The 20,274-nt window shown below is 67.5% G+C and carries 10 protein-coding genes; 5 read left to right on the plus strand and 5 right to left on the minus strand.

The genetic code is table 11. The features are described 5' to 3' along the window. Positions 1 to 43 precede the first annotated feature (43 nt). From NMQ16_RS06030 to NMQ16_RS06040, 3 genes are all read left to right on the plus strand, one after another. Positions 44 to 1,588 carry a hypothetical protein gene (locus tag NMQ16_RS06030; RefSeq protein ID WP_257079606.1) on the plus strand — a complete coding sequence of 515 codons (1,545 nt, stop codon included), beginning with the start codon at positions 44 to 46 and terminating at the stop codon, positions 1,586 to 1,588. A 122-nt stretch (positions 1,589 to 1,710) separates the two neighbouring features. Continuing rightward, a complete protein-coding gene (locus NMQ16_RS06035) occupies positions 1,711 to 3,330 on the plus strand; it encodes a ShlB/FhaC/HecB family hemolysin secretion/activation protein (protein ID WP_257079607.1) in 1,620 nt (539 codons plus the stop codon). Between the two features lie 190 nt (positions 3,331 to 3,520). Continuing rightward, complete coding sequence (locus tag NMQ16_RS06040) at positions 3,521 to 14,188, plus strand: filamentous haemagglutinin family protein (protein ID WP_257079608.1); 10,668 nt, start codon at positions 3,521 to 3,523, stop codon at positions 14,186 to 14,188. Between the two features lie 224 nt (positions 14,189 to 14,412). Here NMQ16_RS06040 and NMQ16_RS06045 read toward each other — a convergent pair whose 3' ends face one another. Genes NMQ16_RS06045 through moaA form a run of 5 tightly spaced genes read right to left on the minus strand, consistent with a single transcriptional unit; the run spans position 14,413 to position 19,066 of the window. Next, the gene (locus tag NMQ16_RS06045) at positions 14,413 to 15,333 is read right to left on the minus strand and encodes a helix-turn-helix transcriptional regulator (RefSeq protein ID WP_257079609.1); all 921 of its coding nucleotides are present in this window, start codon (positions 15,331 to 15,333) and stop codon (positions 14,413 to 14,415) included. A 2-nt stretch (positions 15,334 to 15,335) separates the two neighbouring features. Then, positions 15,336 to 16,571: a gephyrin-like molybdotransferase Glp gene (gene glp / locus NMQ16_RS06050; protein WP_257079610.1), complete on the minus strand. Its 1,236-nt coding sequence runs from the start codon at positions 16,569 to 16,571 to the stop codon at positions 15,336 to 15,338. Further along, complete coding sequence (mobA, locus tag NMQ16_RS06055; RefSeq protein ID WP_257079611.1) at positions 16,568 to 17,161, minus strand: molybdenum cofactor guanylyltransferase MobA; 594 nt, start codon at positions 17,159 to 17,161, stop codon at positions 16,568 to 16,570. Before mobA ends, glp begins: the two co-directional genes overlap by 4 nt. Continuing rightward, a complete protein-coding gene (locus NMQ16_RS06060; protein WP_257079612.1) occupies positions 17,158 to 17,976 on the minus strand; it encodes a formate dehydrogenase accessory sulfurtransferase FdhD in 819 nt (272 codons plus the stop codon). Before NMQ16_RS06060 ends, mobA begins: the two co-directional genes overlap by 4 nt. Position 17,977: 1 nt before the next feature. After that, positions 17,978 to 19,066, minus strand: coding sequence for a GTP 3',8-cyclase MoaA (gene moaA, locus NMQ16_RS06065; RefSeq protein WP_257079613.1), 1,089 nt, complete (start codon positions 19,064 to 19,066; stop codon positions 17,978 to 17,980). Between the two features lie 77 nt (positions 19,067 to 19,143). On the opposite strand from moaA, the gene NMQ16_RS06070 reads away from it, so the two are divergent. Together NMQ16_RS06070 and NMQ16_RS06075 are read left to right on the plus strand one after the other, a co-directional pair. Next, on the plus strand, positions 19,144 to 19,653 hold the full coding sequence (locus NMQ16_RS06070) for a DUF3305 domain-containing protein (RefSeq protein WP_257079614.1): 510 nt from the start codon (positions 19,144 to 19,146) through the stop codon (positions 19,651 to 19,653). Then, on the plus strand, positions 19,643 to 20,242 hold the full coding sequence (locus tag NMQ16_RS06075) for a DUF3306 domain-containing protein (RefSeq protein WP_257079615.1): 600 nt from the start codon (positions 19,643 to 19,645) through the stop codon (positions 20,240 to 20,242). The genes NMQ16_RS06070 and NMQ16_RS06075 overlap by 11 nt, the downstream gene beginning before the upstream one ends. Positions 20,243 to 20,274 lie beyond the last annotated feature (32 nt).

Here is a 20,274-nt window from a genome sequence, read left to right on the forward strand (position 1 = left end):
TAAAGGTTGCGCGACGATGCGCGACCCGTTCTGGAGATAGACCATGAAATTGAAGTCACTTGCATTTGCTTGCGCCATGATGGCCGCAGGTTCGTCCTTCGCAGCCGGCACCGTCAACATTGGCGGCGTGTCGCACCAGGTTGTTTATTTCTCGGGCGCATCCGCCCCGGACAATTTTCTGAACGACATTGCCGAAGGTGTGCTGACCGGCATCACCTACTACGTTGCCCCGAACTATCGCGCCTTTGCTGGCTTGGCCAATGGTGTGCCTGGTGTCACCAACGGTACGCGCGTGCTGTTCATCAAGCGCTCGGCTGGTGGTTCCGTGTTTGGTGTCAATCCGGTTGCCCGCGCCCAGCGCGTCAAAACCATCGATGTCAACAACTGCACGGTAAGCGCGACCAGCACCGGCGCCAAGGCTACGCCGTTCAGCTGCGCCGTGGTCGGCACCGATCCGGGCGAAGCGAATCACGCTGCCGCGAACAACGCCGGCCTGGTGATCGACTTCGGCGTGTCGGACGTCGAGCCCGCAATGTTTGCCGGCCCGCTGAACACCGAAAATGACACACCGGCGCTGTCGCCGCAGGAAGTTGCCCGCATGCGTGTGCAGCCGGTCAATCAGCTCATGATGGGTCTGGCCGCCACCAACACAGTGCCGGACACGACGATGTTTTCGCGTTCGACCTACGGTGCCATGCTGAATGGTCAGATTGCTACGTGGGATCAGGTTGATCCGTCGCTGGAAGGTGATGTTGTCGTGTGCCGCCGCGTCGAAGGTTCGGGTACCCAGACTTCGTACAACTGGTTCTTCGGTAACTTCCCGTGCGCTAACGGCGCTAACGGCGCGATCGAGCCCGCCCGCATGAATGCGAGCTTTGGCTGGAAGACTTCGGGTACCGGCACGACGGCTGATCCGTTCATCATCGATCCGTCGGCCGGTTATACGGTCATCGAGAACTCGTCGTCGGGCAATGTGCGTTCGTGCATGGCTGCCGCCAACAATGGAACCGACTACACCTTCACGTCGTGGGATCCGGAAACTGCTGCCACCAAGACGTTCAAGGTCCCGTTCTCCAGCACCGGCCCGATGAAGGCCATTGCCACGCTGTCGCTCGACTCCTACACCGGCACCAGCGGCTGGAGCTTCCGCAATCTGGACGGCATCGGTACGTTCGATGCCTCGACCCAGACGCCGTCGGCCAACGCCACCGGCATCTTCCCGTCGAAGGAAAACCTGATCAAGGGTCGCTACGATTTCGTGGTCGAACTGTCGATCCAGGATCGTTCGGTGGCGGTGACCAACGAACAGGGCGACAACATCCCGGCCATCGCCGGCGTGCAGAAGGCGTTTGCTGACGAAGTCGTGCGTCGCGCAGGTTCGCCGCGTTTCACCGGCAACTTCGAAAACACCGGCGCTCAGGTCAGCACGCCGCTGGCTTTCGCATCGTTGCCGCAGTTCTACGCCGGCCTGACTGATGCAAACGGCAGCGAGGTCGACGGCGATGGCGTCCGCTGGGCCGACCAGTATGTGTCGAAGTTCACTCGTGAAGCCAACACCTGCTCGCCGCTGAAGTTCTTCGGCAACTGAGTGTGATGTACGCCGGGCAGCGTTTCACGAAGCTGCCCGGTTCGTTTTGACGAACGGCCCGCCCCCGGCGGGCCGTTCCCTTGTTTGACTCTGTACTTGTGCCTACATCCTTCGCGGCTTTCATGATCGATACATTCCGGCGCCTTGCCGGCCTGACGGCAGCCACGGTGCTCGCTTTTCTCTTCGTCCTCCCCATGCCCGCTGCAGCGCAGGACGCGTCACGCTTCGACATTTTCGAATTCGAGATCGAAGGCAATACGGTATTGCCGGCCGAGGTGATCGAACGGGCGGTCTATCCCTTTCTCGGCGAGGGGCGCAACGCCGATGACGTGAACAAGGCCGTCGCGGCACTTGAAAAGGCCTATCAGGACGCCGGCTATCTGACGGTGGCTGTCGGCATCCCCGAACAGGCGGTGACGACCGGCGTCGTGAAGCTTGAAGTGACCGAAGGCAAGGTCGAGCGCCTGCGCGTGACCGGTGCCGAATACACATTGCCGAGCCGCGTGCGCGAAGGCGCGCCGTCGCTGGCCGAAGGCGGTGTGCCGCATTTCCCCGAGGTGCAGGAAGATCTTGGCCGACTGGGCCGCAATGGCGACCTGCAGGTGACGCCGCTGCTGCAGCCCGGCCGGGTGCCCGGTTCGGTCGCGGTCGAATTGCGACTTGATGACAAGTCACCGCTGCATGGCAGCGTCGAGGTCAACAACAAGCGCAGTGCCGACACCGATGCCGGCCGGCTCGAAGCGACGGTGCGCTACGACAATCTGTGGCAGCGCCGGCATTCGATCGGCGTGACCTATTTCGTGTCGCCGCGCGATCGAGAGCAGGTCGAAGTGTGGGGGCTGAACTACTCGGCGCCGCTGGGCGACGCCATCCTGGCGGCCTACTACGCGCGCTCGAACAGCAATGTGCCGACGTTGTTCGACACCGCCACATTGGGCCGCGGTGATACGGCCGGCTTCCGCTACGTGCGGCCGCTGCCCGACCGCGGACGTGGCTTCTTCCACTCGATCAGTCTCGGCCTGGACTACAAGGACAACAAGCAGGACACGCTGGGCATTGGCGGCACGCCCTTCACGATCAGTCAGCCGGTGCGCTACTGGGTGTGGTCGGGCCAGTACGGGCTGACCGTGCCGCTGCAGTCGGGCGCCCGGCTGCGCTTCGGCACCACGCTCAGCGCCGGCTCGAACGCGATGAACGAACGCGAAATCGACTGCGTCGGTACGCGGATCGAACAGTTCGAATGCCGCCGTTTCGGCGCGCGCCCGGGCTTCTTCGTGTCGCGCTTCGAATTCGAAGGCGCTTTCCCGCTGCCCGGTGGCTGGGCCGCCAGTGCGCGGCTTGACCTGCAGCGCAGCAGCGATCCGCTGATCAACAGCGAACAGTTCTCGGCCGGTGGTTTCGATTCGGTGCGCGGCTATCTGGAATCGGAGCGGCTGGCCGACGAAGGCGAGCGGGTGAGCCTGGAACTGGCCACGCCGGGGAAACAGCTGTTCGACAGTGCAGTCGGCCTGTCCGGCCTGTTGTTCTACGACTGGGCCGGGCTGCGCATCCGTCAGGCCTTCCCGGGTCAGGACTCGCAGTCGGCGCTGGAAAGCGTCGGTTTGGGCTTGCGCGTGAGCAGCCCGCGCGGGGTGCGGCTCGACGCCGACTGGGCGTATGCGCTGCGCGATGGCGCACCGCTGCCGGGCCGCACGCGCGAAGGCGATCAGCGCCTGCTGGTGCGCGTGGGATACGAATTCTGAGGGGATTCCGAGTGGAGTTCCAATAGGCGCGCCCTGCGCCCGATCGATGTCCGCAGCGGCGCTGCCCGACATCGGCTCAGTGAATTTTTGCATCGGCGCGGCGGCTTTCGCCGCGCCGTCATCGCCGCATCACATCCGGTCGCGAAGCTGCCTCTTCGGGCCGTGTGACACGGCCGGCAGGAGATAGAACATGAACACGAACCGCTACCGCCTGATCTTCAATGAACTGACCGCCACCTGGGTGCCGGTGGCTGAATGCGTCGCTGCTCGCGGCAAGCGCAGCGCCGGCCGGCTGCAGCGACGCGTGCTGGCGACGGCCTGTGCACTGGCCTTCACCACCCCGCTGATGGCGGCCGGCGCGCTGCCGGTTGCGGCCCCCAACTTTGTCGACGGCCGCCTGCCGGGCACCGCCACGATGACCCAGACGGCGAACCGGATGGTGATCCAGCAGTCCGGCAACGCGGTGATGCTGAACTGGAACAGTTTCAACATCGGCCGCGGCAACGCCGTGCATTTCGATCAGGCATCGGCGGCGATGCGCGCCATCAACGTGGTCGCCCCGGGCGGCCCGCGCAGCGAAATCGACGGCACGCTGACCGCACGCGGTCAGGTATTCATCTTCAACCAGGCCGGCATCCTGTTCGGGCCGGGCGCCAACATCGACGTCGGCGGCCTGGTCGGTTCGTCGCTGAAGCTCAACGACGAACTGCTGCAGCGCGCGCTCAATTCGCTCGGCTCCACCGGCGCGGCGCTGACGCCGTTTGCCGATGGCGACTACGCCGGCCGCGCAACCGGCGACATCACGGTGGCGCGCGGCGCGCGCATCCTCGCGGCGAAGAACGGCCGCGTGCTGCTCGCGGCACCCAATGTGCGCGTCGGTGCCAACGTCGACACCACGATCGACACACCGTTGACGCCGGCTCAGCGTGCCGCGCTGCCTGACGCCCGCATCGAAGCCGAAGAAGGTCAGGTGGTGCTGGCGGCTGGCGAGCGCATCTACATCGCCGACCCGCTCGACAGCCGGCTGCGCGGCTTTCTGGTCGAGGTCGACAACGGCGGTACGGTGACGACCGACAGCGCGTCGGAACTGCTTTCCGAGCGCGGCAACATCACGCTGGTCGGTCTGAACATCCGCCACGCCGGCGCTGCGCGCGCGACCACGTCGGTCACGCTGAATGGCACCGTCTTCCTGAAGGCACGCGACAGCGTCGCAGCGCGTCAGGTGGACGCCATGTTCCCGGACGCCGAGCCGCTTGCGACCGGCGTCAACGTGCCGATCGGCCAGCGCACCGGCAGCATCGAACTGGCCGCCGGGGCGGTCATCGACATCAGCCCGGATGCCGCGTCGCGCACGCAGACGGCGCGCGACGACGCGCTGTTCCGGCGTTCGGAAATCAATCTGTACGGCCACACCATCGTGCTGGCCGACGCGGGTGCCAACGGCGTCGGGGTGACGCTGCGTGCGCCGTCCGGGCTGCTGCGCGTGACCGCCGAAGCCACCGCGCTGTCGTCGACGCAGCCGGTGCCGCAGCGCGACGGCGCGTCGCGGGTCTACATCGGTTCGGGCAGCGTGATCGATCTGGCGGGGCTTGACGCATTCGCCGATGCCGGGCGCGAAATCGTGCGTGTCGAATTGCGCGGCGACGAAGTCAAGGACGCGCCGCTGCTGCGCGATGAGGCGTTCGGCCGCGCGCTGTTCGGCAAGCAGGTCTGGGTGGATCTGCGCGAAGGCACCGAATTGTTCGACATCGCCGGCTATCTGGGTGGCGTCGAGCGCACGCTGGACGAAAAGCTGACCACCGGCGGCGAGTTTGTCGCCTATTCGCAGGGCGACGTGCTGACCCATTCGGCCAGTTCGATCGACCTGTCCGGCGGCACGGTGACCTATCGTGCAGGCGAGGTGGGTTACACGCTGGTGAAGTCGGCGGATGGCCGCTCACAATCGGTGGCCGACGCACGCGCTGACCGCATCTATACCGGCACGCAGGATCGCACGCGCACCGTGGCCGAGCGCGTCGAAGGGCGTGACGCCGGCGAACTGACGGTGACCGCCTTCGGCATGGCGCTCGACGGCGCGGTGAAAGCGCAGCGTACCGTGGGCGCCACGCAGCGCGAACTGGTGACGCGCGCACTCGGCCCGGGCAAGTCCGATGTTCTCGGCTCGCCGCAAGCCGGCCGCATCGACCTGAACCTGCGTCTGGTCAATGGACTCGCCGCCCAGGACACCCGCTTCGTCAATTCGACCGGTACCCGCGCGTTGTCTGCAACGGGGGCGCTGCCGACCGAGCTGTGGCTGCGCAGCGACTGGTTTTCGTCCGGCATAGGCAGCTTCGAGCTGACCGGCGCCGGCAATGTCGTGCTGCCTGAATCCGTGTGCCTCACGCTCGGTCCTACTGCGCTGTACAACGCCGCCACGGACAGCATGCCGGCGTTTTGGTCCGATGGCAGTCGCTTCGCGGTGACCGGCACGACGCTGACAATCGATGGCGACATCACGGCGGCCGGCGGCGACATCACGCTGCGCACCGGCGGCCTGGCCGACGACGCACCGCGCGCCACGCGCACGATTTCCGTCGGTGCGAAGTCGCAACTGTCCACGGCCGGCCAGTGGCAGCGCGACACGCGCAGCAGCGCACGGGGCTATGTCGCGGCCGATGGTGGTTCGATCACGCTGGACGCGGACAGTCACCTCAATCTCGCCCGGGGATCGCAGATCGACGCTTCGGCCGGAGCGTGGCAGTCGCTCGATGGCACGCGCGAGCTGGGCGATGCAGGCGCCATTTCGCTGGGCGCCGGTTTCGAGGTCACCGGCGGTGATCCGGGCACCGGTGTGCCGGTCGGCAGCTTCTTCGGCAACCTGAATCTGGGCGCGCAGCTGAGTGCCTTCGCGACCAGCCTTACCGGTCGCGCATCGGCAGGCGGCTCGCTCGTGCTGCGTAGCGCGGCCATCGCACTTGATGGGGTGAATGCCGGTCTGCTCGGTGACACGCTCTACCTGTCGCCGACGTTGTTTTCAGGCTCGGGCTTTTCCGATTTTTCACTGACCGGTGGAAATCGCATGGACATCGGCGGTGCATCGGCACTGACGCTGACGCCTGTGGTGCAGGCACGCGCGATCGATGGCATTCGCAGCGTCTCGGCCGGCTCGCTGGCCGGGCTGGGCCGCGTCACGGCGGTGCCGCGTGCGCTGCGCGAAGACGGCGTCCAGCTTTCCTTTGCTGCGACCTCGGAATCGGCCGGCACGCTGACGGTGGACGACAACGCGACGATCAACGTCGATGCCGGAGGCAGCATCGAGTTGTCGGCCAACCGCAGTCTGGAACTGGCCGGCAAGTTGAACGCGCCGGGCGGGCGCATTGCGCTGCGCATGGACGAAGTGCAGCAGGACGACATCTATTTCGGCAGCTCGATTTTTGTGGCCTCGACCGCGCGGCTGAACACCAGCGGCGTATTCCTGCAGACGCCTGGCCTGAGTTATGTCGATGGCACGCTGTTCGATGGCGGCTCGATCGACATCGCCGCGCGCCGGGGCTTCCTGGTCATCCAGGACGGTGCGCAGCTGCGTGCCGACGGCAGCAGTGCGGTTCTGGCGCAACGCACCGGCGCACTGGGCGCCCTGTCGGCCGTGCGCATCGACAGTTCGGGCGGCCGGATTGCGCTGAATGCCCGCGAGGGGCTGTATGCCGATCCGCTGCTGTCGGCACGCGCTGGCGGGTCGAACGCACTCGGTGGTCAGCTTTCGGTGATGCTGGATCAAGGCTCGAACAACTGGGGCGACCTGCTGTCCCTGCCGACCGCACTGACCGGCCCGCGCACGCTGGATATCCTGCAGGGCGGCAACAGCGGCTCGGCTGCCTTGGTGGCCGGTGCTGCACCCGATGCGGCGACCTACGGCGGACGCGGCGCGTTCGCACTCGACGCGCTTGATGGCAGCGGTATCGCCGATCTGACGTTGGCGGTGCTCGGCAACGGTGGCAATTTCGGCACGCTGCGCTTCAGCGAGGACGTCAACGCGTCGGTCGCCGGTCGCATGGTGCTGAACGCCGCCAACATCCGGGGCACGAACGGTGCCGACGTGCGGCTCGGTGCTGCCGTGCTCGACTGGACCAACGTCGGTCGCATCCAGCAGAACCACGCACAGCCGACCGCCGTGGCCGCCGGTGACGGCAGTCTCGTGCTGGCTGCGGATCTCGTCCAGGTTTCCGGCAACCTCGCAGCGAGCGGTTTCGCCGACGTGACGCTGGATGCCCGCGGCGACCTGCGGGCGAGTGCATCGCCTGGCTACGTCGCCGATGGCGCCAGTCTGGTGACCAGCGGCGACCTCACCTTGCGCGCCGCGCAGGTGTATCCGACGTCGGCATCGCGCTACGCCTTCGAAATCCACAACAATCCGGCCGGCACGCTGCGCATCGAATCGTCGGGCCGCGCCGCCGGGCCGGTCTATTCCGCGCTCGGCTCGCTGACCTTCGCTGCACCGGACATCGTGCAGGCCGGGCGCGTGGTCGCCCCGTTCGGCGACATCGTGCTGCGTTCGGAAACGATCACCCGCACCGGTGCCGGCACGACGCGCTCGGAAGCGGCTGGCGGTTCGATCGAACTGGCCGCCGGCAGCGTCACGTCGGTATCGGCCGACGGGTTGCTGCTGCCGTACGGTCAGACCGCGCTCAGCGGACGCGACTGGCTCTACCTGGTCGGCACCGATGCGCGGATCGAACTCGATGGCACGCCGCAGAAGCGCATCACGCTGAATGCCGACAATGTGGTGTTGCAGGGGGCGCAGGGTGGCCGGGCGGCGGCTCGGGTCGACCTGTCGGGCGGCGGCGATCTGCAGGCATGGGAATGGATCGCCGGCAGCGGCGGCTCACGCGACATTCTCGCCGCACCGCAGGACAGCTACGCCATCGTGCCGACGCTGGGCAGCGGCTACGCGGCCTACGACCTGTCGATGTGGGCGGAAGAAGGCAACGGCCTGCGCATCGGCGAGGCGGTGCAGGTACTCGCGTCGGCCAACGGCCTGGCTGCGGGTACCTACACCTTGCTGCCGGCGCGCTACGCACTGCTGCCGGGCGCCTTCCTGATCAGTCTGTCGCCCGGCGACAGTTCGCTGGCCGCGGGCCAGGCGCAGGCGAATGTCGATGGCAGTGCGCGCGTGAGCGTGCGTTCGGCGCAGGCGCTGGGCGGCGTGAGCCGCTCGACCGGAAAGGCCTTCGTGGCCGAACTGCTGACCTCCGAGCAGGTGCGTGACCGCGCCGAATACCTCATTTCGAAGACTGCCGATGTGTTCGACGACGGACGCAGCACGGCTGACGCCGGCCGCCTGTCGCTGCAGGTCGGCCGCGCGCTGACGCTCGATGGCGTGCTGGATACCAGTCGCGGCGCGGCGGCCCGCGGTGCGCAGGTGGACATCACCGCACAGGCACTGGCGCTGTTGGGGCAGGGTACTGCCGCGCGTACCGGCGAAGTCGGCGTGTCGGTGGCGAGCCTGAATGCGCTCAATGCCGAAAGCCTGCTGTTGGGCGGCACGCGCAGTGAGGTGGATGAAGAGAGTGGCGAAACCCTGGTCGACGTGCGCGCAGCGGACGACGCCGGTCGCCTGATCCGCGGCGCGTCGACGGTGCGTCTGGACAATGCGGCCGGGCCTGCGCTGAGCGCACCTGATGTGGTGCTGGTGGCGCGCGACAGCGTGGTCATCGAAGCCGGCAGCCAGATTGCGGCGGTCGGCACGGCGGAGCCGGAGGCGCTGCGCATTTCGGGCAGCGGCGCCGACGCCGACGGCGCCGCGCTGCGCGTCAGCGCGGCCGACGCGGCACCGATCTCGCGTGATGCGCCGTCGGGCCTGCGCGGCGAACTGACGCTCGGCGCCGGTTCGCGCATCGCTGGCCGCGGCGTCGTGCTCGACAGCACGCTGGAAACGCGAAATCTCGGTGCGACCATCGCGCTGCCGCAGAGCGGCGGCGCACTGGCACTGACGGCGTCGACCATCAATGTCGGCGACGTGCCGTTCGATACGCCGGGCCTGCGCTTTGACAACAGCCAGCTGGCGGCGCTGGGCGATCCGTCGCGCCTCACATTGCGCGCCTACGGTGGTCTCAACCTGTATGGCGAGGTGACGCTGGGCAGCGCCTCGCTCGACCTGCTGCGCATCGACGCCGCCGGCATCGGCGGTGTCGACAATGCGGGTCTGACCCAGAACATCGTCGCCCGCGAGGTGCAGTTTGCAAACACTTCGCCCACCGCTGCTGCATTGGCACCCGCCGTGGGCACCGGTGCCTTGTCGGTGACGGCCGACCGCATCGTGCTCGACGGCACGCCGGCGGCTGCCGCCGGGCAGGCCGGTTTCGCGATCAGCGGATTCGATGCCGTGACGCTGGCGGCAGCCAACCAGGTGCGCGTTTCGGGCGACGGCGACTATCGCGTCATGGCCGATACGGTGCGCATCGCCACGCCGCAGATCGCGGCCGACACCGGGGCAAATACCCGTATCGCGGTCGATGGCGCGTTGTCCATTTCCGGCGGCGACGCGCCGGCCGGCGTGGTGCAGGCCGGCATCGGTGCGGCGCTGGCGCTCGATGCCCAGGCCATCGATCTGGCGTCGCGCATTGCGCTGCCGTCCGGTCGTGTCAGCCTCAGCGCGACGCAGGATGTGCGCGTGGCGGCGGGTGGCATGATCGATGTGTCCGGCACGGCGAAGAACTATCTTGGCAAGACCGTCACCACACCGGGCGGCGACGTGGTGCTGACGTCGCGCAATGGCGATGTCACGCTGGAGCAAGGCGCCTTGATCGACGTGTCGGCGGCATCGACGGCTGCCACCGGTGGAAATGCCGGTTCGGTCACGCTGTCGGCTGCGCAGGGCGAACTGTCGGTCGCCGACGGCGCGCTGCGGGCGCAGTCGAGCGGTGGCAGCGCCGGTGGCGCCCTGTCGGTCGATCTGCGTTCGGCGGCCAGCCTGGATAGCCTGGCGGCGCAGGGCAGCGAATTCACGCGCAGCTGGTCCGCCCGTGTGCGCACCGGCGACACACGGCTCGACACCGACCTCAAGTCCGGCGACATCGCGATCGCGGCCGACGCGGGTTCCTTGACCATCGGCAGCACTCTGGACGCTTCGGGTGCCGAACAGGGCGGCCGCATCGAGCTGTCAGCGCGGCGCGCGCTCGATCACCTCGAGGGCATGACGACCGGCGCCGGTGATCTGGTGCTCGAGTCGGGTGCGCGGCTGGATGCGCGTGCCACCGCATTCGTCGCCGAAGCGAGCGGGACGCGCGGCGAAGGTGGCAGCGTCATCCTGGAAGCCAGCCCGCGCAGCGCGGGCGGAGAAAGCGGCCCGGCTCAGGGCGGCCGCATCCGCATCGCCGACGGCGCCACCATCGATGTCGGCACCACACCGGGAGTGGTCAATGGCGTTGCGCTGGCCAGTGCGGCGCAGCAGGGCGATGTGTGGCTGCGCGCCGAGCGCACCGGCAATACGGCGGTCGCCATCGACGGCGATCTGTCGAATGCCATCGACGGTGCGCGCCATGTGTTCGTCGAAGGCACGCGCATCTATGGCGGCAGCACGCTCAGCATGGCCGCCGCGCACGCCGATGCAGCGGCGATGACCAGTTCAGTCAATGTGGCGGCGACGCGTGCGGCGCTCGGTTTGCCAGCACAGGATGCCGACGGCGGCACGCGCTTCCACGTGCGGCCGCACATCGAGTTCCGCGCCGACGGCAATTTCACGATCAATGCGACCGATCTCGCTGCCAACACCTATCAGGGCGGCACCGAAGCGGGTTCGCTGACCGTGCGCGCAGCGGGCAACCTCAACGTGAATGGTGCGCTGTCGGATGGCTTCGGCCGGCTGAATGCAAGCAGCCAGACCATCGTGCTGGGCGCGCTCACGAGTGCCGGCCTGACGCAGAGCCGCTTCGATCTGGGGCAGCGCGATACGGCCTGGTCAATGCGCCTGGTGTCGGGTGCCGATCTGGACGGTGCCGGTGCAATGTCGCTGCAGGCGCTCGACGCGCTGGAGACGGCCAATCGTGGCGACATGATTCTGGCCGCCAACGCGCAGGTGCGCACTGGCGCTGGCGACATCGACGTCGCGGTCGGTCGCGATCTGGTGCTGGGCGCGCGCGCCGCAATCTACACCGCGGGTTATCAGACGGCACGCGGCGACGGCTTCACGACGCAGACGCTGCTGAATCTGAATGGCTCGGGCAACCGTCAGGCGGAATACCCGACCGACGGTGGCGACGTGGCGATCCGCGCCCAGCGTTCCATCGTCGCGACCGAATCGCCGGGCATTGTCGGCGAATGGTTGCTGCGCCAGGGTGCGCTCAGCCCGACCGGTGAATTCCTGTCCGGGTCGGGCCAGCGCAACACGACCTGGTACGCCCGCATCGATCAGTTCAGCCAGGGCGTGGCGACCTTCGGCGGCGGCGACATCCGGGTCACGGCGGGCAATGACATCCGCAATCTCGGTGTGTTCACGGTCACCAATGGCCGCCTTTCCGGTGCGGCGGGCACCACGCCTGATCCGGCCAACCTGCAGGTTCTGGGCGGGGGCGACGTGACGGTGCGAGCGGGCGGCGACATCGGCAGTGCCATCCTGATGGTGGATCGTGGTGCCCTCGACGCACAGGCGGCAGGTGATTTCGGCAGCGCGCGCAACAATGGCGCCGGGTCGGTACTGCTGCTGGGCGAAGCATCGGCGCGGTTGGGTGCGGCGGGCTCGATCGATCTGGAAACGATTGCGTCATCGACCGCGGTGCGTCAGGCATCGAACACCACCACGTCGAATCGCAGCAGCTACTTTTTCCGCTATGGCGAAGGCAGCCGGGTCGATCTGCTGAGTTTCGGCGGCAGCGTCAGTCTCGACAACAACGCGACGCCGTGGGGTACGCTGGCGCTGTGGGAAGGTCTGAACCCGCTGCTGCCGAATTCGCTCAATGCGGTGGCCATGGGCGGTGACCTGAACCTGCGCAACGGCATGGTGCTGCTGCCGGCGACCTACAACGACCTGCTGCTTGCGGCGTCGGGCAACCTCAACCTGGCGACCGCCAGTGGCGGTGTCGCCGGCATCAAGATTGCCGACAGCGCGCCTGCTCTGGTGCCGTCAGCGCTGCGTCCGGCGGCCAACCCCAACAACGTGTTCTGGGTCGAACTGGCCAATCCGAACGTCGTGTCCGGCATCCGCGCGCATGACGCCGACCTGAACGCCAACCGCGTGGTCGAGCCGGTCAGGCTGATCGCCGAAACGGGAAATGTCGCGGTACCGTCGGTCGGTGCCAATCTGCCGCTGGTGATCAATTCGCCGCAACCGGTGCAGGTCGACGCGGGTGGCGACATCAGCAACCTGACCATCCGCTCGCAGCACTTCAGCGACAGCGACTTGACCCGCGTTCGCGCCGGCGGTGACATCACCTTCGACACCGTTTTCGAGAGCGACGGCGTGACGCCGTCAGGCAGCATCGCCGAAGGCATACAGACCGGCGGCCGCGGCAAGCTCGAAGTGGTCGCAGGCGGCCGCATCGATCTGGCCAACAGTTTCGGCGTGGTCACCCGCGGCAATTTCGACAATCCGTGGCTGGACGAGGTCGGCGCGTCGATTCTCGTGCAGGCCGGCAGCGCCGGTTTCGACGGCCGCGAGGTGTGGTTGTCGCTGCTGCCAGTTCGAGGTGCAGCGGGAGAAGACAGTTACGACCAGTTGCTGCTGTCGCTCAGCAGTGCGAGGTCGATCGAAGCCCTGCTGTCCGGACCGGACAGCGGCGCGCTGATCAAGGTGCGCAGTGAAGGGCGCACGCTGATCGCACAGAGGCTCGCAGCGATCGACGCAGCCATTGTCAGCTACATGCGTGGCAACGGCGCGGCGCCGGACGCGCCGGAAGCGCAACTGCTGCAGGCTTTCGACGCACTGCCTGCCGCCGTGCAGCGGGATTTCTTCACTGCGCAGCAGCCGCTCGTGTCTGCGCTGCTGAATGCCGGACTGAACTACGCCGGCAAGCTGGGAGACGCGATCGGTGCCGGCTCGACCGGTTATGCCCCGGGTGTAGACCTGGTGGAAACGGCCTTTCCGCAGACGGCAGGGGGCAATACGGGTGGCGACATCAATCTGTTCTTCAGTCAGGTGAAGTCGGAACAGGGCGGAAACGTCGATCTGTTTGCACCGGGCGGCAGCATCAACGTCGGTGTGGCAGGGGCCGGGGCCAGTGCAGCCAGCGCGTCGCGCCAGGGCGTATTCGCGATCGGCGAGGGTGAAATCAACGCCATCGCGGGGCAGGACTTCCAGCTCGGCCCATCCCGCGTATTCACGCTGGGCGGCGGCGACATCCAGCTCTGGTCGACGGCCGGCAATATCGACGCCGGCCGCGGTTCGCGCACGGCATCGGCCACGCCGCCGCCGCAGGTGCGCATCCGCGGCGACCTCGTGGTGCTGGACATCAGCGACTCGGTGTCCGGTTCAGGCATCGGCACGCTGAAGCGCTCCGACGAGGTGCGCGACGCCGACATCCGGCTGTTCGCACCGTCGGGCGCCATCATCGCGCTCGATGCCGCGATCCGCTCGTCGGGCAATCTGACCATCGGCGCGCAGCAGGTGATCGGCAATTCGATCAGCGTGGGGGGCAGCCTGAGCGGTTCGGCGACGGTCGCTGCAGCAGCGCCGGCTGCGGCACCTTCGGCGCCGCCTCCGAGCGAAGCCAACAAGGCGGTCGATCAGGGCCAGAGGGCCACTGCTGCCGGACAGAAGGACGCGCGCGATCCGAATTCCATCCTGACCGTCGAACTGGTCGGTCTGGGCGAGGAGACGACTGCCGCGGGCTGCGAAGAGGACGACGAGGACGAGCGGTGCAAGGAACGCGCGACGCGCGCCAACTGACGAGAACGGCCGCGCGGCTTGCTGCGAGGGCGGTATGCGGGAGGGCGTTGTTGCGGTGTGGTGTTGGGCATCGCTGCGCTCACCCCAACCTACGGGCTGATCACATGGCGTGATTCGTGGGTTGGGGGCTGATCACGTGGCGTCACTCGTATATTGGGGACAGGCGGATTACGTGGCTTCACGCGTGGGTTGGGGTGAGCGCAGCGATGCCCAACAACAGCGCTTCACCCCGCCTCGGTCGCTGTCGCGCGGAGTTTTCCGAGCGGCGCCAGGTCGTAGCCGCCCAGCCGGGCGGCCAGGTCGGTGCTGTCGGCGCTGGACAGTTCGGCCAGCAGTTGCTGCAGCAATGCGCGGAAGTACAGCGTGCGCGGCATGACGAGGTCGAGCGCCTCGCGGCCGAGCGACAGGAAGGGCAGGCCGAATTCGCCGGCGGCGGCGCGCGTGCCCGGGGCGCAATCGCCGGCGCCGCTGGCCACCATGAAAGCGGCTTCGCGTTCGGTGGCGGCGGACTGCGTCAGTGCCGGCAGTGCAAGGCCGGCCGCGGTGCACGCCTGCACGAAGAAGTGCTGCGATCCGGCGCCGCTGCCGCGCTGGATGATCTTCGGCTGGCGCTCAAGCAGTTCGGCGAGCGTGACGACCGGGGCAGTCGTGCGCGACAGCATGACGCCCTGTTCGCGCAGCGCAAGCTGCACCATGACCCAGCCCGAACTGCCGGTGTATTCGCGCAGCAGCAGCGCATGCCGGCGCGTGGCGTGCTGCGCGTCGCCCCAGTGGATCGGGCAGGCGTTGGCGCGTCGCTGGGCGAGCAGCGCCAGCCCCTTGCGCGTGCCGCACGGGCTGTAGGCGATCAGCGTGCCGTCGTCGGCGCGCTGGGCGAGCCGCGCGATGCTGTGCGCCAGCCAGGGGTCGTCGCTGCCGGCGATCAGCAGGCGGTCGGCCAGCACGCCGCCATGCGTCGATTCAAGCAGCCAGTCGTCGAGCAGCGCGCGCGGGAACAGCCATTTGCCGGTCACCTTGGTGGCCGGAATGCCGCCCTCCTGGATCATCGCGTACAGCGTCTTTTCGTTCAGATGCAGATAGGCGGCCGCTTCGCGCGCCGTCAGGTAGGGCGAAGCCTCGCCCGGCTGATCGTCGTCGGCCGGCACCGTCAGATCAGGCCTTCGAACGGAATGACATTCACCGCGTCGCCGACCGCGACGTTGCCGCAGTCGTCACCGAGCACGATGATGCAGTTGGCGTCGCACATCGAACGCAGGATGCCGGAGCCCTGGGCTCCGGTCACCGCGACATGCCACTGGCCGTCGCGCAGTTCGAGGATACCGCGCTGGTATTCGGTGCGGCCGGGCTGCTTCTTCATCGCCGTGTCGCTGAGCGCGGCGAAATGGATGGGCGCCGCGACGGGTGACACGCCCATCAGCTTGAGCAGCGCGTCGCGGGCGAAGAAGTGGAAGGTGACCATGGTGGCGACCGGATTGCCCGGCAGGCCGAACAGCAATGTGCTGCGTTCGCCCCTGCCAAGCTTCCCGAACGCCATCGGCCGACCCGGCTTCATGGCGATCTTCCAGAACGTGACTTCGCCCAGGCTGGCGAGGATTTCGCGCACGAAATCCGCCTCGCCCACCGACACGCCGCCGCTGGTGATGATCGCGTCGACTTCGCCAACGGCCGATTCGAGCGCAGCCGACAGCGCCTCGCGCGTGTCGCGCGCCACGCCCAGGTCGACCACTTCGCAGCCCAGCCGCGTCAGCATGCCGGTCAGCGTGTAGCGATTGCTGTCGTAGATGCCGCCTTCGCGCGGTGCGTCGCCGATCGACATCACTTCGTCGCCGGTCGACAGCACGCCGACGCGCACGCGCCGGCGCACGGTCAGTTCCGGTATGCCGAGCGAAGCGGCCAGACCGATGTCGGCCGGCCGTAGCAGGCGACCTGTGCGCAGTGCGGGTTCGCCCGCGCGCAGGTCTTCGCCGGCGCGGCGGCGGTGCTGACCGGCCTTCTGGCCCGGCGGCACGATGACCGTGTCGCCGTCGAGGCGCGCGGTTTCCTGGATGACGATGGTGTCGGCACCCGCCGGCATGACCGCACCGGTCATGATGCGCACCGCCTGCCCGGCGGCGACTTCGCCTGCCCAGCCATGTCCGGCGAACGCCTGGCCGACGATGAACAGCCGCGTGTCGCCGTCGGCCGACAGGTCGGCGTGGCGCACGGCGTAGCCGTCCATCGCCGAGTTGTCGTGCGGCGGCACGCTGACCGGTGAAATGACGTCGGCGGCCAGCACGCGGCCGAGCGCATCGCGCAGCGGCACGCGCTGCGTGCCGCGCACCGGCGAGCAGGCGGCGAGAATGTGGGCGCGGGCGTCCGCGACCGGGGTGAAGCGATCTGTCATGGCGTGTCGGGGCGCACGGAGAGTGCGGCCAGTTCGTTCAGCGTGTTGATGTTGGCGAAGGCGTCGGGCTGGTCGTCGAAGCTGACCTCGACCACCTTCAGTGCCGAATACCAGAGGTCGACCTTGCGCCCGCCGCCGTCGAGGAAATCGGTCAGACCGGGGAGTACGTGGCGCCGCACCAGGCTGAACACCGGATGCGACCGCTCGCCGGTGCGCGCCACCGCTAGGTCGGCGCCTTCGCGTTCGAGTGCGTCGCGCAGGCGTGCGACCAGATCGAGCGGCAGGAAGGGCGAGTCGCACGGGCTGGTGACCAGCAGCGGCGTGCGGCAGGCGTTCAGCCCGGCATGCAGGCCGGCCAGCGGGCCTGCGTAACCGGTGATGACGTCGGGCACGACCGGGTGGCCGAAGGCGGCGTAGCGCTCGATGTTCTGGTTGGCGTTGACGATCAGTGCATCGACCTGTGGCGCGAAGCGACGGATGACGTGCGCCACCATGGGTTCGCCGCGGAATGCCTGCAGCCCCTTGTCGATGCCGCCCATGCGACGGCCGAGTCCGCCGGCCAGCACCAGTCCGGTGATTGCCTCTTTCATGCCGCCACTCCGTCGCGCACGAAGCGCTCCATGCCGGTCAGCAGCAGATAGTGCTTGCCCTGCGAGCGGCCGATCATCGTGATGCCGACCTGACGCGCGATGTCATAACCCATCTGCGTGAGGCCTGAGCGAGACACCAGGAAGGGGATGCCCATCTGCGCCGCCTTGATCACCATCTCCGATGTCAGACGGCCGGTGGTGTAGAAAATCTTGTCGCCGCCGTCGACGCCATCCAGCCACATGTGGCCGGCGATGGCATCGACCGCATTGTGGCGGCCGACATCCTCGACGAAGTACAGCAGTTCGGCGCCGCGGAACAGCGCACAGCCGTGCACCGCGCCGGCCTGCTTGTAGATGGTTTCATGTTTGCGCACCACGTCGAGCATCGCGTACAGCGCGCTTTCGGTCAGGCGGGCGTCGGCCGGCAGGCGGATTTTCTCGATGTCGTCCATCAGATCGCCGAACACCGTGCCCTGGCCGCAGCCGGTGGTCACCGTGCGTGTGGCCATCCGGGCGTCGAGATCGGCCACGCCATGACGCGTCGTGATGGCGGCGGCATTGACTTCCCAGTCCACCTGCACCGACACGATGTCGTCGATCGACGGCAGCATGCGCTGGTTGCGCAGCCAGCCGATCACCAGCGCCTCTGGGGCGCCGCCGAGTGTCATCAGCGTCACCAGTTCGCGCTTGTCCAGATAGAGCGTCAGCGGGTGCTCGCCTGCGATGGCGGTCGGCACCGTTTCGCCGCGCTCGTTGATGGCCGGGATTTCGATCGTCGCCGGGCGCGCGGCGTCGCTGAGGATGGGTTTGACCACGTCAGCCACCGATGTAGGACATTTCGATCTTGCGCCGGGCGGCCGTGTCGGCGGTGCGGATTTCGGAATAGCGGTCGGTGCGCGCCTGCCAGATCGCGCCGATGGCCGACGTGATGTCCGCGTCGCTGCGACCTGCGCGCAGCAGTGCGCGCAGGTCGTGACCTTCGGTGGCGAACAGGCAGGTGTAGATCTTTCCTTCGGTCGACAGCCGCACCCGCGTGCAGCTTGAACAGAAGGCCTGGGTGACCGATGAAATGACACCGATCTCGCCGCTGCCATCGACATGGCGCCAGCGCTGGGCGACCTCGCCGGGATAATTCGCACCGATCGGCTCGAGCGGCATGTCTGCGTGGATGCGCGCGATGACCTCGGCACTCGGCAGCACTTCATCCATCTTCCAGCCGTTGCTGGAGCCGACGTCCATGAATTCGATGAAGCGCACGATATGGCCGCTGCCCTTGAAATGGCGCGCCATCGGCACGATGGCGTGGTCATTGGTGCCGCGCTTGACCACCATGTTCACCTTGATCGGCATGAGTCCCGCGGCATGCGCCGCGTCGATGCCTTCGAGCACCTGGCTGACCGGAAAGTCGACATCGTTCATGCGGCGGAAGGTGTCGTCGTCGATCGCGTCGAGGCTGACGGTCACGCGCGTGAGCCCCGCATCGCGCAGCGCGCGCGCCTTCTGCGGCAGCAGGGTGCCGTTGGTGGTGAGCGTGATTTCGACCGGCAGCCGCGCCAGGCGCTCGATCAGCTGTTCGATGTTCTTGCGCAGCAGAGGCTCGCCGCCGGTGATGCGCAGCTTGTTGACGCCGTGCGCGACGAACAGCGTGGCGATGCGTTCGATCTCTTCGAAACTGAGCAGCTCGGCGCGGGCCAGATACGGGTAGTCCTTGTCGAACACGCTTTTCGGCATGCAGTAGACGCAGCGGAAGTTGCAGCGGTCGGTGACCGATATCCGCAGATCACGTACCGCGCGGCCGCGCGTGTCGTCCAGCCGGCCGGTGGCCGGTATCGGGTGCTCGGGCACGACCGCCGCGGTGCGCGCGGCTGTGCGGGTGTCCAGCAGATGTATGATCTTTTCGCTCATGGGCAGCGCGGCGTGAAGTTCGGGGTCGCGAACCCGTTCGACAGGAAGGCAGGAAAAAGATTGTGCATGGCGAGAGGATGGAACACGGTCCGGTCAACCTCAGGCTGGCAGTGATTATGGAGCGCAAGGTACTGCACAACAAGTGGGCCGACCACGTCTGGGAGGCCTGCGCGCTGCAGCCCGAAGGCCCGCAAAGCCCTGCAGTGGCTGTGGTTTTCGCCGATTCAGGAGCGGCGACGCAGTGGCTCTTCCCGCCGCTCGACTTCACGCTCTACACCGACGAAGCCGACAACTACCTGCTCAACGTGACCGCTGCGGCACCGCGCATCTTCGTCATGTGGCGACAGGACGAAGACGCCGACCCGCCGGTGCGTCCGATGCAGCTGAGTGCCAGCTATGGTGAGGCGGCGCGCTGGATGGATTCCGGCGAGAAGGTCGACGGATTGCCGATGCCGCCCGAGATTCGTGACTGGATCGAAGCCTTTGCCCGCCGATTCCAGAAGGCGCCCGAGCCGCGCAGACAGAAACGCTTTGCGCGCACCGGCGACGGCAACACCCACTACGGGGGTGGCGGCCATGGCCGATGATCCGGTGCGCGGATTTCTCGGTCGCTGGTCGCGGCTGAAACAGCAGGCCACAGCCGGATCCGCTCCAGCCGACGGCGTGCCCGTCGTCGATCCGGCGGCCGACGTTGCAGCATCGCAGACCGAATCCGAGGTGCCGTTGCCGCCGGTCGATTCGCTCGACTTCGATTCCGACTTCCGTGGCTTTCTGGGCGACAAGGTCGACGAGGGCGTCAAGCGCGCGGCGCTGAAAAAGCTGTTCCACACCGGCCCTTTCAACACCATGGACGGGCTGGACGTCTATATCGAAGACTTCAGCGTGTTCGAGCCGCTGCCGGCATCGATGGTCGCCCAACTTGCGCATGCGCGGGAAACGCTCTCTCCGACGCTGCCGGCCGACTGGTTCGGTCCGGTGGTCGATGCCGAACCTGCGGTCGCGCTGCCGGAACCGGAGCCGCCGACTGGGTTGCCGTCCGAGCCGGACGCGCTTCCCGACAGGCGTGACGCGGCTGCCCCCGAGTCTCTGCCCTCCGCGCATGCTGACGCGCCGTCCGGCCCGCAACAGGGTGTGATACAGCCTGATCCGGCAGAAAGTCGTTCCCGGTCGGAATAGGTCATTCCTTTCATCGCTTCTTTGGCACAAAG

Source organism: Methyloversatilis sp. XJ19-49 (genome assembly GCF_024580145.1).
Taxonomy (GTDB): domain Bacteria; phylum Pseudomonadota; class Gammaproteobacteria; order Burkholderiales; family Rhodocyclaceae; genus Methyloversatilis.

Excerpts from the sequence above, each read along its gene's own strand:
- NMQ16_RS06030 (WP_257079606.1), top strand. The coding sequence starts at position 44 with ATGAAATTGAAGTCACTTGCATTTGCTTGCGCCATGATGGCCGCAGGT.
- NMQ16_RS06035 (WP_257079607.1), top strand. The coding sequence starts at position 1,711 with ATGATCGATACATTCCGGCGCCTTGCCGGCCTGACGGCAGCCACGGTG.
- NMQ16_RS06040 (WP_257079608.1), top strand. The coding sequence starts at position 3,521 with ATGAACACGAACCGCTACCGCCTGATCTTCAATGAACTGACCGCCACC.
- glp (WP_257079610.1), bottom strand. The coding sequence starts at position 16,571 with ATGACAGATCGCTTCACCCCGGTCGCGGACGCCCGCGCCCACATTCTC.
- mobA (WP_257079611.1), bottom strand. The coding sequence starts at position 17,161 with ATGAAAGAGGCAATCACCGGACTGGTGCTGGCCGGCGGACTCGGCCGT.
- moaA (WP_257079613.1), bottom strand. The coding sequence starts at position 19,066 with ATGAGCGAAAAGATCATACATCTGCTGGACACCCGCACAGCCGCGCGC.
- NMQ16_RS06070 (WP_257079614.1), top strand. The coding sequence starts at position 19,144 with ATGGAACACGGTCCGGTCAACCTCAGGCTGGCAGTGATTATGGAGCGC.
- NMQ16_RS06075 (WP_257079615.1), top strand. The coding sequence starts at position 19,643 with ATGGCCGATGATCCGGTGCGCGGATTTCTCGGTCGCTGGTCGCGGCTG.